This window comes from Colwellia chukchiensis (assembly GCF_002104455.1).
Taxonomy (GTDB): domain Bacteria; phylum Pseudomonadota; class Gammaproteobacteria; order Enterobacterales; family Alteromonadaceae; genus Cognaticolwellia; species Cognaticolwellia chukchiensis.
The window spans coordinates 1-15,517 of record NZ_NBOC01000008.1 but is presented as its reverse complement, the minus strand read 5'-3'; the positions used below and the strand labels follow the sequence as shown (position 1 = coordinate 15,517).

Annotated in this window: 13 protein-coding genes; 10 read left to right on the top strand and 3 right to left on the bottom strand. The window is 40.5% G+C overall.

Translation table 11 applies throughout. The features are described from left to right. The first annotated feature begins 108 nt into the window (after positions 1-108). The 3 genes from B6K83_RS10345 to argR all read left to right on the top strand — a co-directional run bounded on the left by B6K83_RS10345 (position 109) and on the right by argR (position 3,919). Positions 109-2,313 (top strand): dehydrogenase E1 component subunit alpha/beta, encoded by a 2,205-nt coding sequence (locus tag B6K83_RS10345; protein WP_085284849.1) that lies wholly within the window; start codon positions 109-111, stop codon positions 2,311-2,313. After that, positions 2,310-3,356 carry an ACP S-malonyltransferase gene (locus B6K83_RS10340; protein ID WP_198951678.1) on the top strand — a complete coding sequence of 349 codons (1,047 nt, stop codon included), beginning with the start codon at positions 2,310-2,312 and terminating at the stop codon, positions 3,354-3,356. The genes B6K83_RS10345 and B6K83_RS10340 overlap by 4 nt, the downstream gene beginning before the upstream one ends. An 86-nt stretch (positions 3,357-3,442) precedes the next feature. Then, a complete protein-coding gene (argR, locus tag B6K83_RS10335; protein ID WP_085284847.1) occupies positions 3,443-3,919 on the top strand; it encodes a transcriptional regulator ArgR in 477 nt (158 codons plus the stop codon). A gap of 19 nt (positions 3,920-3,938) precedes the next feature. Here argR and B6K83_RS10330 read toward each other — a convergent pair whose 3' ends face one another. Both B6K83_RS10330 and ispB read right to left on the bottom strand, forming a co-directional pair. Then, a complete protein-coding gene (locus B6K83_RS10330; protein WP_085284846.1) occupies positions 3,939-5,045 on the bottom strand; it encodes an aldose epimerase family protein in 1,107 nt (368 codons plus the stop codon). 88 nt (positions 5,046-5,133) lie between these two features. After that, positions 5,134-6,105 carry an octaprenyl diphosphate synthase gene (gene ispB / locus B6K83_RS10325; RefSeq protein ID WP_085284845.1) on the bottom strand — a complete coding sequence of 324 codons (972 nt, stop codon included), beginning with the start codon at positions 6,103-6,105 and terminating at the stop codon, positions 5,134-5,136. 245 nt (positions 6,106-6,350) lie between these two features. Between ispB and rplU the strand changes: the two genes are divergently transcribed. The 7 genes from rplU (at position 6,351) to B6K83_RS10290 (ending at position 14,146) form a co-directional block, all read left to right on the top strand. Continuing rightward, positions 6,351-6,662, top strand: a complete 312-nt coding sequence (gene rplU, locus B6K83_RS10320; protein ID WP_085284844.1) for a 50S ribosomal protein L21 — start codon at positions 6,351-6,353, stop codon at positions 6,660-6,662. A gap of 16 nt (positions 6,663-6,678) precedes the next feature. Continuing rightward, the gene (rpmA, locus tag B6K83_RS10315) at positions 6,679-6,936 is read left to right on the top strand and encodes a 50S ribosomal protein L27 (RefSeq protein ID WP_085284843.1); all 258 of its coding nucleotides are present in this window, start codon (positions 6,679-6,681) and stop codon (positions 6,934-6,936) included. 166 nt (positions 6,937-7,102) lie between these two features. Continuing rightward, positions 7,103-8,263: an Obg family GTPase CgtA gene (cgtA, locus tag B6K83_RS10310; RefSeq protein WP_085284842.1), complete on the top strand. Its 1,161-nt coding sequence runs from the start codon at positions 7,103-7,105 to the stop codon at positions 8,261-8,263. Positions 8,264-8,401: 138 nt separating this feature from the next. Then, positions 8,402-9,889: a site-specific integrase gene (locus tag B6K83_RS10305; RefSeq protein WP_233143921.1), complete on the top strand. Its 1,488-nt coding sequence runs from the start codon at positions 8,402-8,404 to the stop codon at positions 9,887-9,889. A 4-nt stretch (positions 9,890-9,893) separates the two neighbouring features. Beyond that, the gene (locus B6K83_RS10300) at positions 9,894-11,729 is read left to right on the top strand and encodes a hypothetical protein (RefSeq protein ID WP_233143917.1); all 1,836 of its coding nucleotides are present in this window, start codon (positions 9,894-9,896) and stop codon (positions 11,727-11,729) included. Further along, a complete protein-coding gene (locus tag B6K83_RS10295) occupies positions 11,726-13,708 on the top strand; it encodes a site-specific integrase (RefSeq protein WP_074498717.1) in 1,983 nt (660 codons plus the stop codon). The genes B6K83_RS10300 and B6K83_RS10295 overlap by 4 nt, the downstream gene beginning before the upstream one ends. Then, positions 13,709-14,146, top strand: a complete 438-nt coding sequence (locus B6K83_RS10290; protein ID WP_074498716.1) for a hypothetical protein — start codon at positions 13,709-13,711, stop codon at positions 14,144-14,146. A gap of 97 nt (positions 14,147-14,243) precedes the next feature. On the opposite strand, the gene B6K83_RS10285 is transcribed toward B6K83_RS10290, so the two are convergent. Continuing rightward, positions 14,244-15,332, bottom strand: a complete 1,089-nt coding sequence (locus tag B6K83_RS10285; protein ID WP_198951677.1) for an ATP-binding protein — start codon at positions 15,330-15,332, stop codon at positions 14,244-14,246. Positions 15,333-15,517 lie beyond the last annotated feature (185 nt).

The following is a 15,517-nucleotide window of genomic DNA, read 5'->3' as shown; positions in this document are numbered from 1 at the left end:
CTACTTTATACGTTACTTAGTAAGGTTGAGCTGGTCGGCGCTCGTGTTAATGCTGCGCCTGGCTTAGCTATTGTTAAGGCGGTAGTCAATATTCCCTGTGGAGAGAGAATGTCTGATCGTAATCAGTTGGTGAAAGAAAATTTTATCAAGTTTGTCCAAGCACGCACCTTACCTGAGTCAAGCTGCAGCTTAAGCCCGAGTGACGTTGGCTTAACTGCTGCTGAGGTGATTGATCTGTTTGAAACGCAAGTGATGAGTCGACACCTCGACCTGCAGTCACGGGTAATGCAGAAAAAAGGCCAAAGTTTTTATACTATTGGTAGCTCAGGCCATGAAGGCAATGCCGCGTATGCCAAGGCATTTAGACCGACCGATATGGCATTTTTGCATTATCGCAGTGGCGCTTTTGTCATTCAACGCAGTAAGCAAGTGCCAGGGCAAACCCCACTGTATGACATGTTATTATCATTTGCGGCGTCTAAAGATGATCCTATCTCTGGCGGTCGCCACAAGGTGCTCGGCAGTAAAGCGTTAGCGATACCGCCACAAACCAGTACCATAGCTTCGCATTTACCTAAAGCCATGGGCGCGGCCTATAGTATCGACTTGGCGCAGCGCTTAGCCCATCAGGGTGAAATTCCCGACGATGGCGTTATTATTTGTAATTTTGGTGATGCGTCCTCGAATCACTCCACCACACAAGGGGCAATTAACAGCACTGCTTGGGCGGCGTATCAGTCAATCCCGATGCCAATCGTCTTTGTCTGTGAAGACAACGGCATCGGCATTTCAACCGCCACCCCCAAAGGCTGGATTGCCGCTAACTATCAACATAGGGCAGGCATCAAGTACCTGTATTGCGATGGTTTAAATATTCTAGATACCTATAAAACCGCCAAAGAAGCGCAGCGTATTGCCCGAGAATTGCGCCAACCGGTATTTTTGCATGTGCGTACCGTGCGTTTGTTAGGGCATGCTGGCTCAGATGCTGAGTTTGTCTATCGTGATATGGCTGATATTACCGCCACCGAGTTTCAAGACCCGTTATTACACACAGCACGCATTATTTTAGAGCACAATATTTTAACCCCCCAGCAATTGATTGATATTTATCAAAATATTGAGCAGCGCATTGCAATGGTGAGTGAAAATGCTGCCAGCAAAGCTAAGCTAACCAGTGCCGCTGAGGTGATGGCGAGTATAGTGCCGAGTGTGCATAAAGCGTCTACTGCAATTAGCGTTAGCCATGATACCCGCGCGGCAATTTTTAAACATGAAAAACATAACTTAGCAAAAAAGCAGCATTTAGCGAAATTGATCAACTGGGCCTTGATGGATTTAATGGCCGAGTACCCTAGCATAGTGATGTGTGGTGAAGACATTGCTAAAAAAGGCGGTGTTTATAACGTGACCGCTAAACTTTGTGAGCGCTTTGGTAAAAATCGCGTTATTAATACCTTACTCGATGAGCAAACAATTTTAGGCACCGCAATCGGCCTTGCCCATAATGGTTTTTTGCCGATACCTGAAATTCAGTTTTTGGCTTATGTGCATAATGCTGAAGACCAAATTCGTGGCGAGGCTGCCACCTTACCGTTTTTCTCCAATGGTCAATTTACCAACCCTATGGTGGTGCGCATTGCCGGCTTAGCCTATCAAAAAGGTTTTGGTGGTCATTTTCATAACGATAACTCGTTTGCGGTATTTCGCGATATTCCGGGTTTAATTATTGCCTGCCCGTCTAATGGCGCAGATGCGGTTGAAATGTTGCGTACCAGTGTGCGTTTAGCGCAAGAGCAACAGCGTATGGTGATATTTTTAGAGCCTATTGCGTTATACATGACCAAAGACTTACATCAAGAAGGTGATGGTTTGTGGACCCATGAGTATCAGCCGCCGGCCATGGCCGATAGCAGCATAGATTTAGGCGTTAAAGTTTCAGGCACAGGCAAGCAAGTGTGTATTTTAACTTATGGTAATGGCAACTATTTATCGCGCCAAGCGCAAGCTAAGTTAGCAGCGCAAGGTATCGAAGTTCGTGTTGTGGATTTGCGTTGGCTAGCACCGCTTGACGAGCAAGGTATTTTGGCGCAAGTCAACGCCTGTGAGCAGGTGTTAATTGTGGATGAGTGTCGTGAAACTGGCTCGATTAGTGAAGCCTTAGTGACCTTGCTGCATGAGCAATCGACACTGACAGCTAAGGTTAAACGTGTTACCGCCAGTGATAGTTTTATTCCACTGGGCGCCGCCGCTTACCAAGTCTTGCCATCTGTAGACGATATTATTGCCGCTGCTAAGGAGTTATGCCAATGAGCAATAAAAAACAACGCGCCGTGGTCATTTGCCCTGGCCGTGGCACCTATAACAAAGAAGAATTAGGTTACTTACAACGTTTACATAGTGATAAAACCGAGATTATCTCACTGATTGATGATTACCGTCAGCGCCAAGGACAACTGAAAGTGTCTGAGCTTGATGCTATGGATAAGTACAGTATGCGCATTCATACCGCCGGTGAAAATGCTTCAGCGCTGATATATGCCTGTGCGCTAGCTGATTATCAAGCGATTAATCAAGCGCAATTTGATATTGTGGCAGTGACAGGTAATTCAATGGGTTGGTATATTGCACTGGCCGTTGCGGGCGCCTTAGCTCCAGAGCATGCCATTACTTTGATCAATACCATGGGCTCTATGATGACCGACGGCTTAGTCGGCGGTCAGATGATCTACCCGATTATCAATGACGACTGGCAAATAGATGCGGCCAAAGAGCAACAAGTACTGCAATGGCTAGCGCAAGCAAATCAGCAAAGCGGCTGTGAAGTGCATGTGTCAATAAACTTAGGGGGCTATCTGGTTTTTGGTGGTAATAAAGCCGGCTTAAAAGCGTTAGAGGCACTGCTGCCAGTAGTGCAAGATAGGTACCCCATGAACTTATTTAACCATGCCGCCTTTCATACACCATTGCTTAAAGACGTGTCTGAACGGGCGTTGGGGCTAATGTCAGCCGATATGTTCAAAGCGCCTGACTTACCGTTAGTTGATGGTTTAGGCCAAATTTGGCAACCCTATAGCTGCGATGTCGCTAAGCTGCATCGTTATACTTTAGATACGCAAGTGGTAGCACCCTATAACTTCTCGAGCGCGATAGAAGTGGCGATTAAAGAGTTTGCGCCAGATAAACTGATCATTTTAGGCCCAGGGGCAACTTTAGGGGGGGCAACAGCGCAATGCTTAATTGCCCAGCAATGGTTAGGGCTAGAAAGTAAAGCAGACTTTATTGCTCGACAAAAGCAAGATGCCTTTATTCTTGCCATGGGCTTAGCCGAGCAACGCAAGCAAGTACTGCGATAAACGCTACGCCTTAGGTAAAATAAAATGGCTGAATATTTTTTTATTTTATACAATAGGCGTTAGGTATTTTCGTATTGAGTTAAGCAATGACCACAAGTCGTAAAAGAAATGAAGCAGAATTGATTTTAGCCTTTAAAGGGCTGTTGAAAGAGCAATGTTATGGCTCACAAAGTCAGTTGGCAGACGCGCTTGCCGAGCAAGGTTTTAAAAATATGTCACAAGCGAAAATCTCTCGCTTGTTGTCTAAGCTTGGTGCGGTAAAAATGCGTAATGCTAGCGATCAAGTGGTGTATATTTTGCCTGATGAGCTTGCGGTGCCTAAATCGAAACAAGCGATTCAGTCTGTGGTCATTAGCGTCAAGCATAATAATATGCAGATTATTTTAAAAACCGGCATTGGTGGTGCGCCTTTGATCTCGAGAATGCTCGACAGCTTAGGAGAGTCAACGGGCATTTTAGGTACACTCGCCGGCGATGACACTATATTTATTGCCCCGACAGATGTTAATCGAATTGATGAAATTGCCCGTGAGATCAGCGAACTACTTGGCGTTGCCGGTTAGGTCTTATCGCCAACAGTGATTATGTGGCTATAGTGTCAAAGACATAACGTGATTGGCTATAAAAAGGCGTATCGGGTCTTAACAAGGTGTTGTTAAGGTTAGCGCCCAATTTCGTGTTAGCCAGTCTTTGTGCTTCAAAGCAAAACGCGCCATGTTTTTGGTAGCCATAGCCCCCTTTACCCACTTGACTGCCATCAAGGTAGTTTGCCGTGTATAGCACTAAGCAAGTTTGATCTGTGTATAACGTTAATCGACGACCTGAGTTCGCATCAAATGCTTGTGCGGTAAAGGATTCACCGGCAATAGCATTTGCTGTTGTTAACCAGTAGTTATCAAAACCTTTGGCAATGCGCACTTGCTCATCATCACTGTTAATATGAGCGCCAAGCGGGGTTAATTGTCTAAAGTCGTGGGCACTATTGGCCACTGCACGAATTTCACCGGTCGGGAAAATCGTACTATCTACAGGTAAAAAATGCGCTGCATTGAGTTGAACTTGCTGTTGGTAGATATTTCCTGAATTGTGCCCTGCTAAATTAAAGTAACTGTGTTGGGTTAAGTTAACTGCAGTATCTCGGTCTGTTTCGGCAAAATACTCGACTTTAAGTTCATTGTGCGCAAATACGGTATATTTTACCGTGAACTTAACATTGCCTGGAAAGCCATTGTCACCATGGGGACTGGTGTGAGTTAATATTAGGCTTAGTGCTTCAGGGCTACGTTCGCTATTTGCTTGCCAAAGTTGTTTACTTAAGGCTTGAAAGCCACCGTGCAATTGATGGCCGCCATGATTTATTGTTAATTGATGTGTTTGTTGGCCAATGCTGAGTTGTCCTTGTTTGATACGCCCGGCAAAGCGACCGATAACAGCACCAAAATAACATTCATCACTTTCATAGTGGTTGACGTCATCAAAACCTAACACAATATCACCAAAAACGCCGTGCTTGTCTTTAGTTTCAAGACCGACAATAATCGCACCGTAATTGCTAACCTTTAGCTGCATGCCATTGTTATTGGTTAAGGTAAAAAGTTGCGCTACTTGCCCTTGGCTAATGCCGTGTTGCAAGGTGCCAAAGTCGCGTTGGCTTATATTAAGGCTATTATGCTGTGTATGAGTGTACATTATTGTCAATTCTGTTAGTGGTCATTGCGGTTAAAACCCGCTTATCAAACATAAAATATCATCATGACGTAGCGTTGAGCTTAGTCGGTTAATGGCTACGATTAGCGGCGATATGCGCCAGTGAAATCAGCGCCTGCTTATGTTCCGACTCAGGTAAAATTGCTATCGCGTTAATGGCTTTGTCGGCTTCTTGTTCGGCTTTTTTCTGGGTATACATTAAGGCGCCAGTTTCTTGCATTGCAGCGAGGATAGCGTCTAGGTTATCCATACCGTCGCCGTGTTCAATTGCGCTGCGGATCATGGCGCTTTGTTGAGCGTTACCTTGTTTCATGGCATACAGTAGCGGTAGTGTAGGCTTACCTTCTGCGAGGTCATCACCGACATTTTTTCCCATCTCCTGTGCATCAGCCGTATAGTCCATAATGTCGTCAACTAATTGAAACGCTGTCCCTAAGTGTTTTCCGTAATTTAGCATCGCCAACTCAGTGGCTTGATCTTGGTTGGCAATCACCGCCGCAAGGCGGGTAGCGGCTTCAAATAATTTCGCCGTTTTGCAATAGATCACCTGCATATAGCTTGCCTCTGTGGTGTCAGGGTCGTTGCAGTTCATTAATTGCAGCACTTCCCCTTCCGCTATGATGTTGGTGGCATCGGATAAAATATCCATTACAGCTAAGTTTTGTAGTTCACTCATCATTTGAAATGAGCGAGAATAGAGAAAGTCGCCCACTAACACACTAGCACTATTACCAAAGAGGGCATTGGCGGTTTCACGGCCGCGGCGCATATTTGATTCATCAACCACATCGTCATGTAGTAGGGTTGAGGTATGAATAAACTCCACTATGGCGGCAAGTTGTATATGATCATCACCTTGATATCCAATAGCTCTAGCTGCAAGCACGGTCAGTAGCGGCCGCATACGCTTGCCACCCCCATTAACAATATAGACACCTAATTGATTAATTAGAGCGACATCGGATTGGAGTTTAGAAAAAATGAGGTTGTTGACTGCCGTCATATCTTGCTGAGTCAAAGCTTGAATATTTTTGATGTTCATAAAGCGTAACAAGTTACCTTAAATAGACTTTAGTGTTAAAATACTGCCCAGAGAATTTAGCGACTAATTTTACACGAATTTTGCCACGAAAGTAGTTTTCCCGAACAGAAGTTTTAAGTTCGAGAAAAATAATAGCAAATGATAACTTTTGTACTTGCTCTCACCGATTTCTTCGCGTAGAATTCGCGCCCTATAATTTTAAATTTAAGCGTCGTCCATAGCTGATGGCGCAGTACGGAGTAGCTATGTACGCGGTATTCCAAAGCGGTGGTAAACAGCATCGTGTAACTGAAGGCCAAACAGTTCGTTTAGAAAAAATTGAACTTGAAATTGGTGCGGCAGTAGAATTCGAAAACGTTTTAATGATCGCCGATGGCGAGAACATCAATGTAGGCGCGCCTTACATTGCTGGTGGTAAAGTTGTGGCTGAGGTGGTAAACCAAGGTCGTGCTGATAAAGTTAAAATAGTTAAATTTAAACGTCGTAAGCATTCACGCAAGCAAGCGGGCCATCGTCAATGGTTCACTGAAGTGAAAATTACTGGCATTAACGGCTAATTAGGAGCGATTTACAATGGCACATAAGAAAGCTGCGGGTAGTACACGTAACGGTCGTGATTCAGAAGCTAAACGCTTAGGTGTTAAACGTTTTGGCGGCGAAGCTGTTTTAGCGGGTAACATTATTGTTCGTCAACGTGGTACACGTTTCCACGCTGGTGATAACATGGGTATCGGTAAAGACCACACTCTTTTTGCTTTAACAGATGGTAAAGTACAATTTGAAGTTAAAGGTCCTAAAAACCGCAAATTTGTAAGTATTGTTGCTGAGTAATAGTACGCAAATTTATAAAACCCTGCTGTTATGCAGGGTTTTTTTTTGCCAGTGATTTATCGTTATTGGCATCAATTGTATAAAAAATGACATTGTTCAAACAAAATGAAATAAATCATTTATAATAACGAGCAGAAAACAAAGTTGTGGAGTGTTTTAAAACACCATGAAATTCGTAGATGAAGTAGAAATTCGCGTAGAAGCCGGTGACGGTGGTAATGGCTGCGTTAGTTTTCGTAAAGAAAAGTACATAGAATTCGGTGGCCCTAACGGTGGTGACGGCGGTGATGGCGGTGATGTTTACCTGATTGCTGATGAAAGCTGGAATACCCTGATTGACTACCGTTTTGAACGTTTTCATCGCGCTAAGCGTGGTGAGAATGGTCGTAGTCGTGACTGTACTGGTAAAAGTGCAGATGACTTATTCCTGAAAGTACCGGTTGGTACACGCGCTATCGATCTCGATACCGGCGAGCAGCTAGGAGACTTAACGCAACACGATCAGAAGTTATTGGTCGCCAAAGGTGGCTGGCACGGTTTAGGTAACACGCGCTTTAAAAGTAGTACCAATCGCGCGCCTCGACAAAAAACTGATGGTACGCCAGGTGAAATACGCAACTTAAAGCTAGAGCTATTGCTATTAGCTGATGTCGGTTTATTGGGCATGCCAAATGCGGGTAAATCAACCTTAATTCGTAGCGTTTCAGCAGCTAAGCCAAAAGTCGCCGATTATCCATTCACCACTTTAGTGCCTAATTTAGGTGTGGTGCGTTTGGATGCACAGCGCAGCTTTGTTATTGCTGATATACCAGGCTTAATTGCCGGTGCTGCAGAGGGTGCAGGTTTAGGAACACAATTTCTTAAGCATTTAGAGCGTTGCCGTATTTTGTTGCATGTAATTGATGTACAGCCCATTGATGGTTCAGATCCGCTCGAAAATGCTCGCACTATTATAAGCGAGTTAGAGACCCATTCGGCGGAGCTAGCAAGTAAACCTTGCTGGCTAGTATTTAATAAGCTTGACTTGTTACTGGAAGAAGAAGCTAAAGAAATTACAGATCGTATAATTGAAGGTTTGGCTTGGGAAGGTGAAGTTCGCAGTATTTCTGCTTTCAATCGCACTGGCACCGATACACTATGTCAAGGCGTGATGAGCTTTATTGAAGCCTTACCTCCTGAGCAAGAGCAGGCCCCAATGGACGCGAAATCGGTTGAGTTTAAATGGGACACTTATCACGAAGATGCTTTAGCAGATGCTGATTTAGCTGATGATCTCGATGACGATGATTGGAACGAACACCCAAACACCTTTTACCCCAAAGAGTAACTATACACCTTGACGATGTGAGAATATCTACTATGTTGATAATAGCTAATAAGTATTATCAAGGTAGGTATTCTCATAGAAATCTTTTACGAAATAAAAACAACTGAAATTAAACCATATACATATCGCACCCCTTTAGTGATTGTAGATGACAATGGTGAACTCTCAGTTAAATACTCCAAACAAGATCCTGTTCATATTAAAAAGCTTACTTTATTGAATTTAGTAGGTAGAGATGAGTCTGGAACTATAGTCTCTTATGAACCATTAGAGCAGGTGAACCGGTTCTTGTTAGCTCATCATGTCGATGAATCAAAACAAGAATCTGATCAATATAGCAAAGCTTTAGTACACTTCTTTTCATTTCTGCTTAAATCACAAAGCCTATGGGATGCAGAGTATGATGAAGATTTATTTGATGAATTAATTGATTTACCTCGACCTACCTGGAATACCTTTCCCTTACGTAAAAATCAACGAATTACTTATCAATATCGAGCTGCGTTAAAGCATGCTGTTCTTGAAGAACAAAACCCTCAATTGAAAATTGCTAGAACAACAGCGTCAGCGTATATGAATGGTGTCGTTAAATTTTACTCCTATTATCTTAGAAATGGTTACCAATTTAATAATCCGCCCTTTAAGTATGAAGTTGTTACGATAAGTTTTCAAGCAAGTGGTACTAGCATGAAGGCTTATATGTCTAAGCAAGTTCATACAACTGACTTACGTTTAAACTTTGGAAAATCGAAGAAAAACGAAGGAGGTGGGCTCCCCTCGTCAAGACGCGATCTAAAGCCATTAGCAAATGTTGAGTGGACATCAGTAGAGAAGATACTACTAGGCTCAAGAAAGGTTATAAAAAATGTTGGAGGGGAACTAAAGAGGGCTTCATTTCCAATTGAGTATTGTTTATTTTTCCTTGTGGGTAGGTTCACAGGGCTAAGAAAAGAAGAAGTTGCAAGTTTACATAAAGGGCAAGTAGTAAAACCAAATCTTGAAAAGAAAATGATGCGCTTTGGTGTCGGTAGTACTTACGGCTCACTCACCAAGTCAAATGGTCATGATAATAAACCCAGACGCACAATCATTCCAACAAGTACGATGCAAATGCTCTATGAGTATACTCGTAGTGATAGGTATCAAGCGAGACTTGCTAAGTTTAAAGCCTTTTGTAGAGAAAGAAGAGCTTTGGGTGATAATGCACTCTTTGAAGTTGAAGACGGTATTGATGAAGAAAAAGACTACATTTTTATCAGTCAAACAGGTATACCTTTTTTCACTAAATTGACAGAAGCTAATACTCGTTGGAATGAAATTAGAGCCACAGTTGAAAATGATAATGGCATTAATATAAATGGGGTTATACATAATCTACGGCCAACATTTGCAGTCTCATTATTCAGAGTTTTATTGCGTAAAACTGATCCTGATACAGCTCTTGCACTAGTATCTGAATGCCTAGGTCATGAAGATGCGGCAACCACATTATTGTACCTTAAAATTGCACAAGATGAGCCGGCAGGTGATGAGATCTATGAAGATGTTTTAGACTACCTGGGTATATTTGATGGTCTAGGCGATATCGATGATGCCTTAACTCATGATATCTCAAGTGAGGTTTAAAGTATTGAAAGGTAAACGCAAAGAATTAGCCCCAATTCGTGATAATGTTGCACCAAGAGCTACAGTTAACCCAATTCATATAATAGACATGAATATCGCTGTACCTGGACGGGGAAAGATGTACTTTAAGCGATTTAAGTATAAAGGCTGTCCAGTTTTAGACAATCAAACTGCTGACTTTAAAAAAGGTGCTTTACTTGTTGATATGAAGCGCAATGATTTAATTCGTAACCTTTATCAATTAATGAGTAAAGATACTAATCAAACAACTTACTCTCATTTTTGTGGTGTTATAAATTATATACGCTGGTTAGATGGTTTTGGACTTAAGGCTATCAAAGGTGACTGGTTTCATATGGATTTAATAAATGAATATATGAAATGGTTTAGCGAAGAATGTGCGTTAAATCGGAAACAAAAAACTAGTTGGTCAGCAGATAAAAAAGCACTCTCGTGGGTACTTAAACAGTTAAATAGAAGTTTAGACGCTAAAAGCCTTCCATCAGTTAAAGGCGCTACAGTAGGCAATAATTCTTATCAGGCTCATGATCTTGAAACTGAGCTAAAACCTTTAGCTAAATCGTTGTTTAAGGCATATAAGTCTCTATTAAAGCATTTTAAAGAAAGTACATTACCGGAGCGACATCCTTTATACGATGAAGAGTTATTAAATAAGGTTGCCATTGAGAGAGGTCTAAAAGGAAACAAACTTGTAGGACAAAAAGCAGCGTTTAAAAAAGCACTTCAAAAATCAGATGCACGGAATCATATTGTAAGAATCGCAATGATGATTACTTACATGTTTACAGGAATAAATACTAATCCATTAGCAAAGCTTAAAATATCTGATATATATTTTAAAGAGGTGCAAGGTGGCAAGTATATTTTTGATTCATCAAAAGGTAGGGCTAGAAATCAAGAGCAAGATAATTCTCTCGGCTTTAATAAACATGCTAAGGAGTTTATAGAAAGCTGGCTTTCTGTTGCTAAAACTATGGCAGAAGGAGACATTTCAGCTCCAGTATTTCCCTACTTCAAACAAGACGGAAGCGTAACTACATACGATGCAGTGATCAATTCCCCGCAAACTTCTATCAACAAATTGCTTGAAAAACTAGGGCTTCCTACAATAAATCCGTCACGATTTAGAAAGTCCAAGTTGGATACATTATTTCGTGTTACACAGAGTGTCTATTTAGTCGCAATGTCTGGAAATAACAGTATAAATGTCGTGGCGAGAAACTATGTTCATGGAACGAAAACAGAGCATCAGAATAATCTAGGGGCTGCGATGGATGCTAAATATGCCATCGCTAATGGAAAAGAAATAAAAGCAGCAACGGAAGCTGCGAAATATAAATTTGCCGATATCCTTGATAACTATGAGTATGAGCATCTTAGAGCAGGAAAAGATAGAAATAACGAATCACGAACACCACTTGGTGTTCGTTGTAACGATAATAAAAAAGGTTCTGCAAGTATAATAAGAAAATTACTTAAAAAAGAAGGAGTTGATACAACCGTAGAAGAAAGTTTCTGTACAGATTTTCTATCATGTTTTGAATGTGAACATCATGCTCTAGTTGCTGATGTTATGGATATTTGGTTAATGCTTTCATTTAAAGAAACTTTACAGCAGCTTCAACAGTTACCAGCTGTTAACTCTATGCCTGAAAAGCGATATACATGGCTCTTCAATATTATTGAGAGTATTCTCAAGCGCTTTAAGGAAAAATCCAGCAGTAACTTCTTGTTAGCAGAAGAGAAGATAAAAGAAGCTGCACACCCGCTTTATAATAATGTTTACAGTTTAAATGACTTATTTGAGGTCTTCTCATGAAAATAAACGCAAAAGTTAAACTCAGAGATATACCTGAATTTAGTGCAGATACTATAATAACAACTCGTTCTGATGGTTTGCCTCGTAGTCGAATTTATGATGAAACATGGATTTACTCGGGGCAAGAAGCACGTGCAGTGGGGCAACCTTTTAAAGTTTCTTTTAAAAATATTGATTTAGCATATCGAGAAGGAATACAAAGAGCTTTAGGGGTTATTTCTGATAGGTATGAAGTAAAACACCACCAAAAAACCACATGCAGTCAAATACAGCGCTGGAAGAATGGCCTTATTAAAATTGCAACAGCATTAAATAGCTGTAATTGGGCATCTTTGTCAGATGATAATGTATTCTCTTCATTTACAAAACAAGTGGTTAAAGGTCTTAATAAAAAGTCAGAAACTACCATTGATGAAGTCGTTACTGCAATTAAAAAACTTCACGAGTACGGGCTATGTATGAGATTAATAAATCGAAATAGCCTAAGAAAGTTTGTTGAGTTAAGGCCAACTAAGCAGCATATTGCAATTCCTATAGGTATGTATCAACCTATTCTAGCTAGCGCAATTCAACTTGTTGAATTATATCAACCTTTCATTCATGAAATTGATCGAGTTATGAAGGAAGCTAGATTAATAAGGGAAGGTGAAAAAAATAGAAAAGAATTAAGTCAAAAACCTGGTTCAATATCACAAAGAACATTAATTAAAACAAAACAAATTCTTCATGATATTCCTGACTTTAAAATCCTCTTGGATGGTACTGTATTAAATAGAATACTGACCAATTGTAGCATTGTGGCTATAGCATTCTCTGGTATGAGGCTTGGTGAGATGCTGAGCATGTCAATTAATAGCTATAAAACAGTAATATCAGGTAAAGATAATGATATATCAGTTATTAAAGGAGAAACTTCTAAAGGGAATGACGGGGTTCCAAGGGTTGCTACTTGGCAAACTCATCCTGTTGTAAAAGACGCTTTAGAGTTAGCTTATGGCATAACTGAGCATTTAAGAAATGAGTACGTTAGTAAAGTTGAACAAATGGTGATTGCTGGAGAATTATCGAATGATGACTATCAACATGCACTTAGGGAGATTAATAGCGCATTTATTAGTACTTTGCCTGATAAGATCGACACTCGCTTTATTATCTCTGGTATGGAAAGGCGTTTTAACGACTCGTTTGCTGAATCAGGAATTGTCGCCTCTCAAAATGACGTTGAGGAATTTAATCGATTGAACCCTACCCGCGAAGGTGAACTGAAAGTTGGTGGGAAATTACCTAAACTCACACCTCATGATCTTCGTCGTACTTTTGCTGTTTTCTTCAAACGCTATGGTTTTGGTTCTTCTGCAACCATTAAGTTTCAATATAAGCATCAGAATATAAATATGTCTAACTACTACGCCAATAATGCTCAATTACAAGCCATGGAAGACATTTTAATGGATACCGAGTTATTAGAATTGATGGAAGAAGAAGGTATCCGTATGGGGGTGGATATTTTTGATGAAATTTATAATGAATCTGAAAATTTAAGTGGCGCAGGTGGTGAGCGTATTGCACAAGATAAATTTGAAAAGCTTGAAAATGGTCATCTTGTATATATGAATCGAGATGAAATAGAACGTTTAGTTCGAAATGGTACTCTATCGGTTGTTAAGCTCCCTACAGGAGGTTACTGCCTGAATGCATCTTGCAGCAGAGTATGCGGTATAGGTGAATTTCCTGGCGAGATAAAGCCTTGTGACCATCAACTAGTTACAGATAAAGAGGCTAAGAAAGTTTTACGTCAGAATAAACGTTTAATATCAAGCTTTAGAGAACTTAATACAGGTGACACAATGATGAACAGCATTTTAATTGGTATGAAACATAAGATAAAACGTAATGAAATAACAATTAAAAAGCATGATTTAAATTTTGAAGAATTTAATGATGCGATAAAGGGCGTCATAGCCACATCGGAGGTTTAAGTGGGAACAAAAGATATAACTGAAGCTAGGTTAAATAATGCGCTTGTTCGATTGTTAAAAGGAGAGCCTGAGCGTGTTAAAAAGCATGGAAAACTATCATTAAATAGGATTAATAATGAAGCAGGATTAGGACATAGTTATATTCATAAATTTAAAGATTTTGTGGATGATATAGCGATCCCTGCGATTGAAAAATTCAATAAGGAGTATGATCCTAACACAAGTGAAAATGATGATCCGTCAAATGATGTTGAAAAACTCAAAAAAAAATTAAAGAAAGAAATTGCGCTTAAAAAAAAGTATAGAAAGGAAAAAGATGAAGCAGTGATGATCCAAAAAGAATTGGAAATGCTCAATAGTACTTTAATGTTTAGGGTTTATGAACTTCAAGAAAAATTGCGCTCTAATAACATTATTGAGTTATCTCATAATAAATAGGTTAAATTTTAGTAGGTCATATCTTTTATCTAGGTTGTGACCTAAGCATACAGTTGATTAGGTCAGCAATTTTTAAAGCCTTGTGAATTAGCTAGAGTTAGTCGACACACATTCGCTGAGATATAGTTTCGAGTTTTTCCAAGTTTAAACGTTCACTCGCCCAACCTTGAGCAAATGGGATTGTATTAGATTTAGGCAATTGATCACTTTTCAAGTCTCTTATTCTAATTCGAGAAGGTAATGCAGCTCCTTCACCGACAAAAATAGCTTCTTGTTGAGATAAAATAGGTAAGGCCCCAACCATGCCAGATAGACCATCAGGCAAAAAGCGAGCGACATGTTGTTGATCAGCTGAGTTTGTAAGTCTTAATACAACCCATGTACCACATTGAGATATGACCGTACTATCTACATCTGCTGGTCGTTGACTAACAAGCATCAGGCCTATTCCGTATTTACGACCTTCCCTTGCAATGCGTCTAATTGCGCCCTGTGCAGCAGCGTATTGAGCTTCTCCATGATCTGGAACATATCTATGGGCTTCTTCACAAACTAAGAGAATTGGATCTTTTTCTTTTTCTTCTTGAGTCTGGAATATTTTATACTGAAAGAGCAGTCTGGCGATTAGAGCTGTCAGTGGACCTGCGACTTCGTTTGGCAGGCCTGAAATATCAATAATTCTGATATCTTTACCTTCCTGACTAGGAGCCCCTATAAATTGATTCAGGACTTGATGTAGCTTGATTTCATCTTCATTATCGAGCCAACACTTCATCATAAATGAAAGCCGAGTATCTCTTCGAAGAACCTTGAGCTTATCGAGTATGGATGGTACGGGAGATTTTGCTAGATCAGTATTTGACAAGCTCACATGACCAGCATTAGTTTTTCTCCCACCCTGTATATATTTAATATGACTTTCAAATTCTTCCAAACAGAATGGTCTAGGTTTATCACGGTCGAATTCCAGAATATCTGACGTATCTTTGCCATCACAAAGGTTTGGTTCATCAAAACTTTCTAAATGATCTAATTCATTTGTCCCAAACTCTCTTGGACAAGGCTTTACAATATTAGCTGCAACCATTCTTGCATGTGCAAGTGCTTTCTGGACTGCGTTATTCTGGCTAGTAGCACTTCTTTCTGTCTTACCGATAATCAGATTAGTAAACTCATCGCTAGACATTAACCAATATGGAAGCTTGATTTCATCTTGTCCATCATCACCTGTTGCTATGTCATATGTAAGCGTCCGGTGATCAGCACCTAGCTAAGCTTTACATTCCAAGGTAGCAGAGCTTCAACATCAACATTTTGATCACTGAGTTGTTCAAGACAATAAGCAACATAGTCGAAAGGAGTTAAACCATT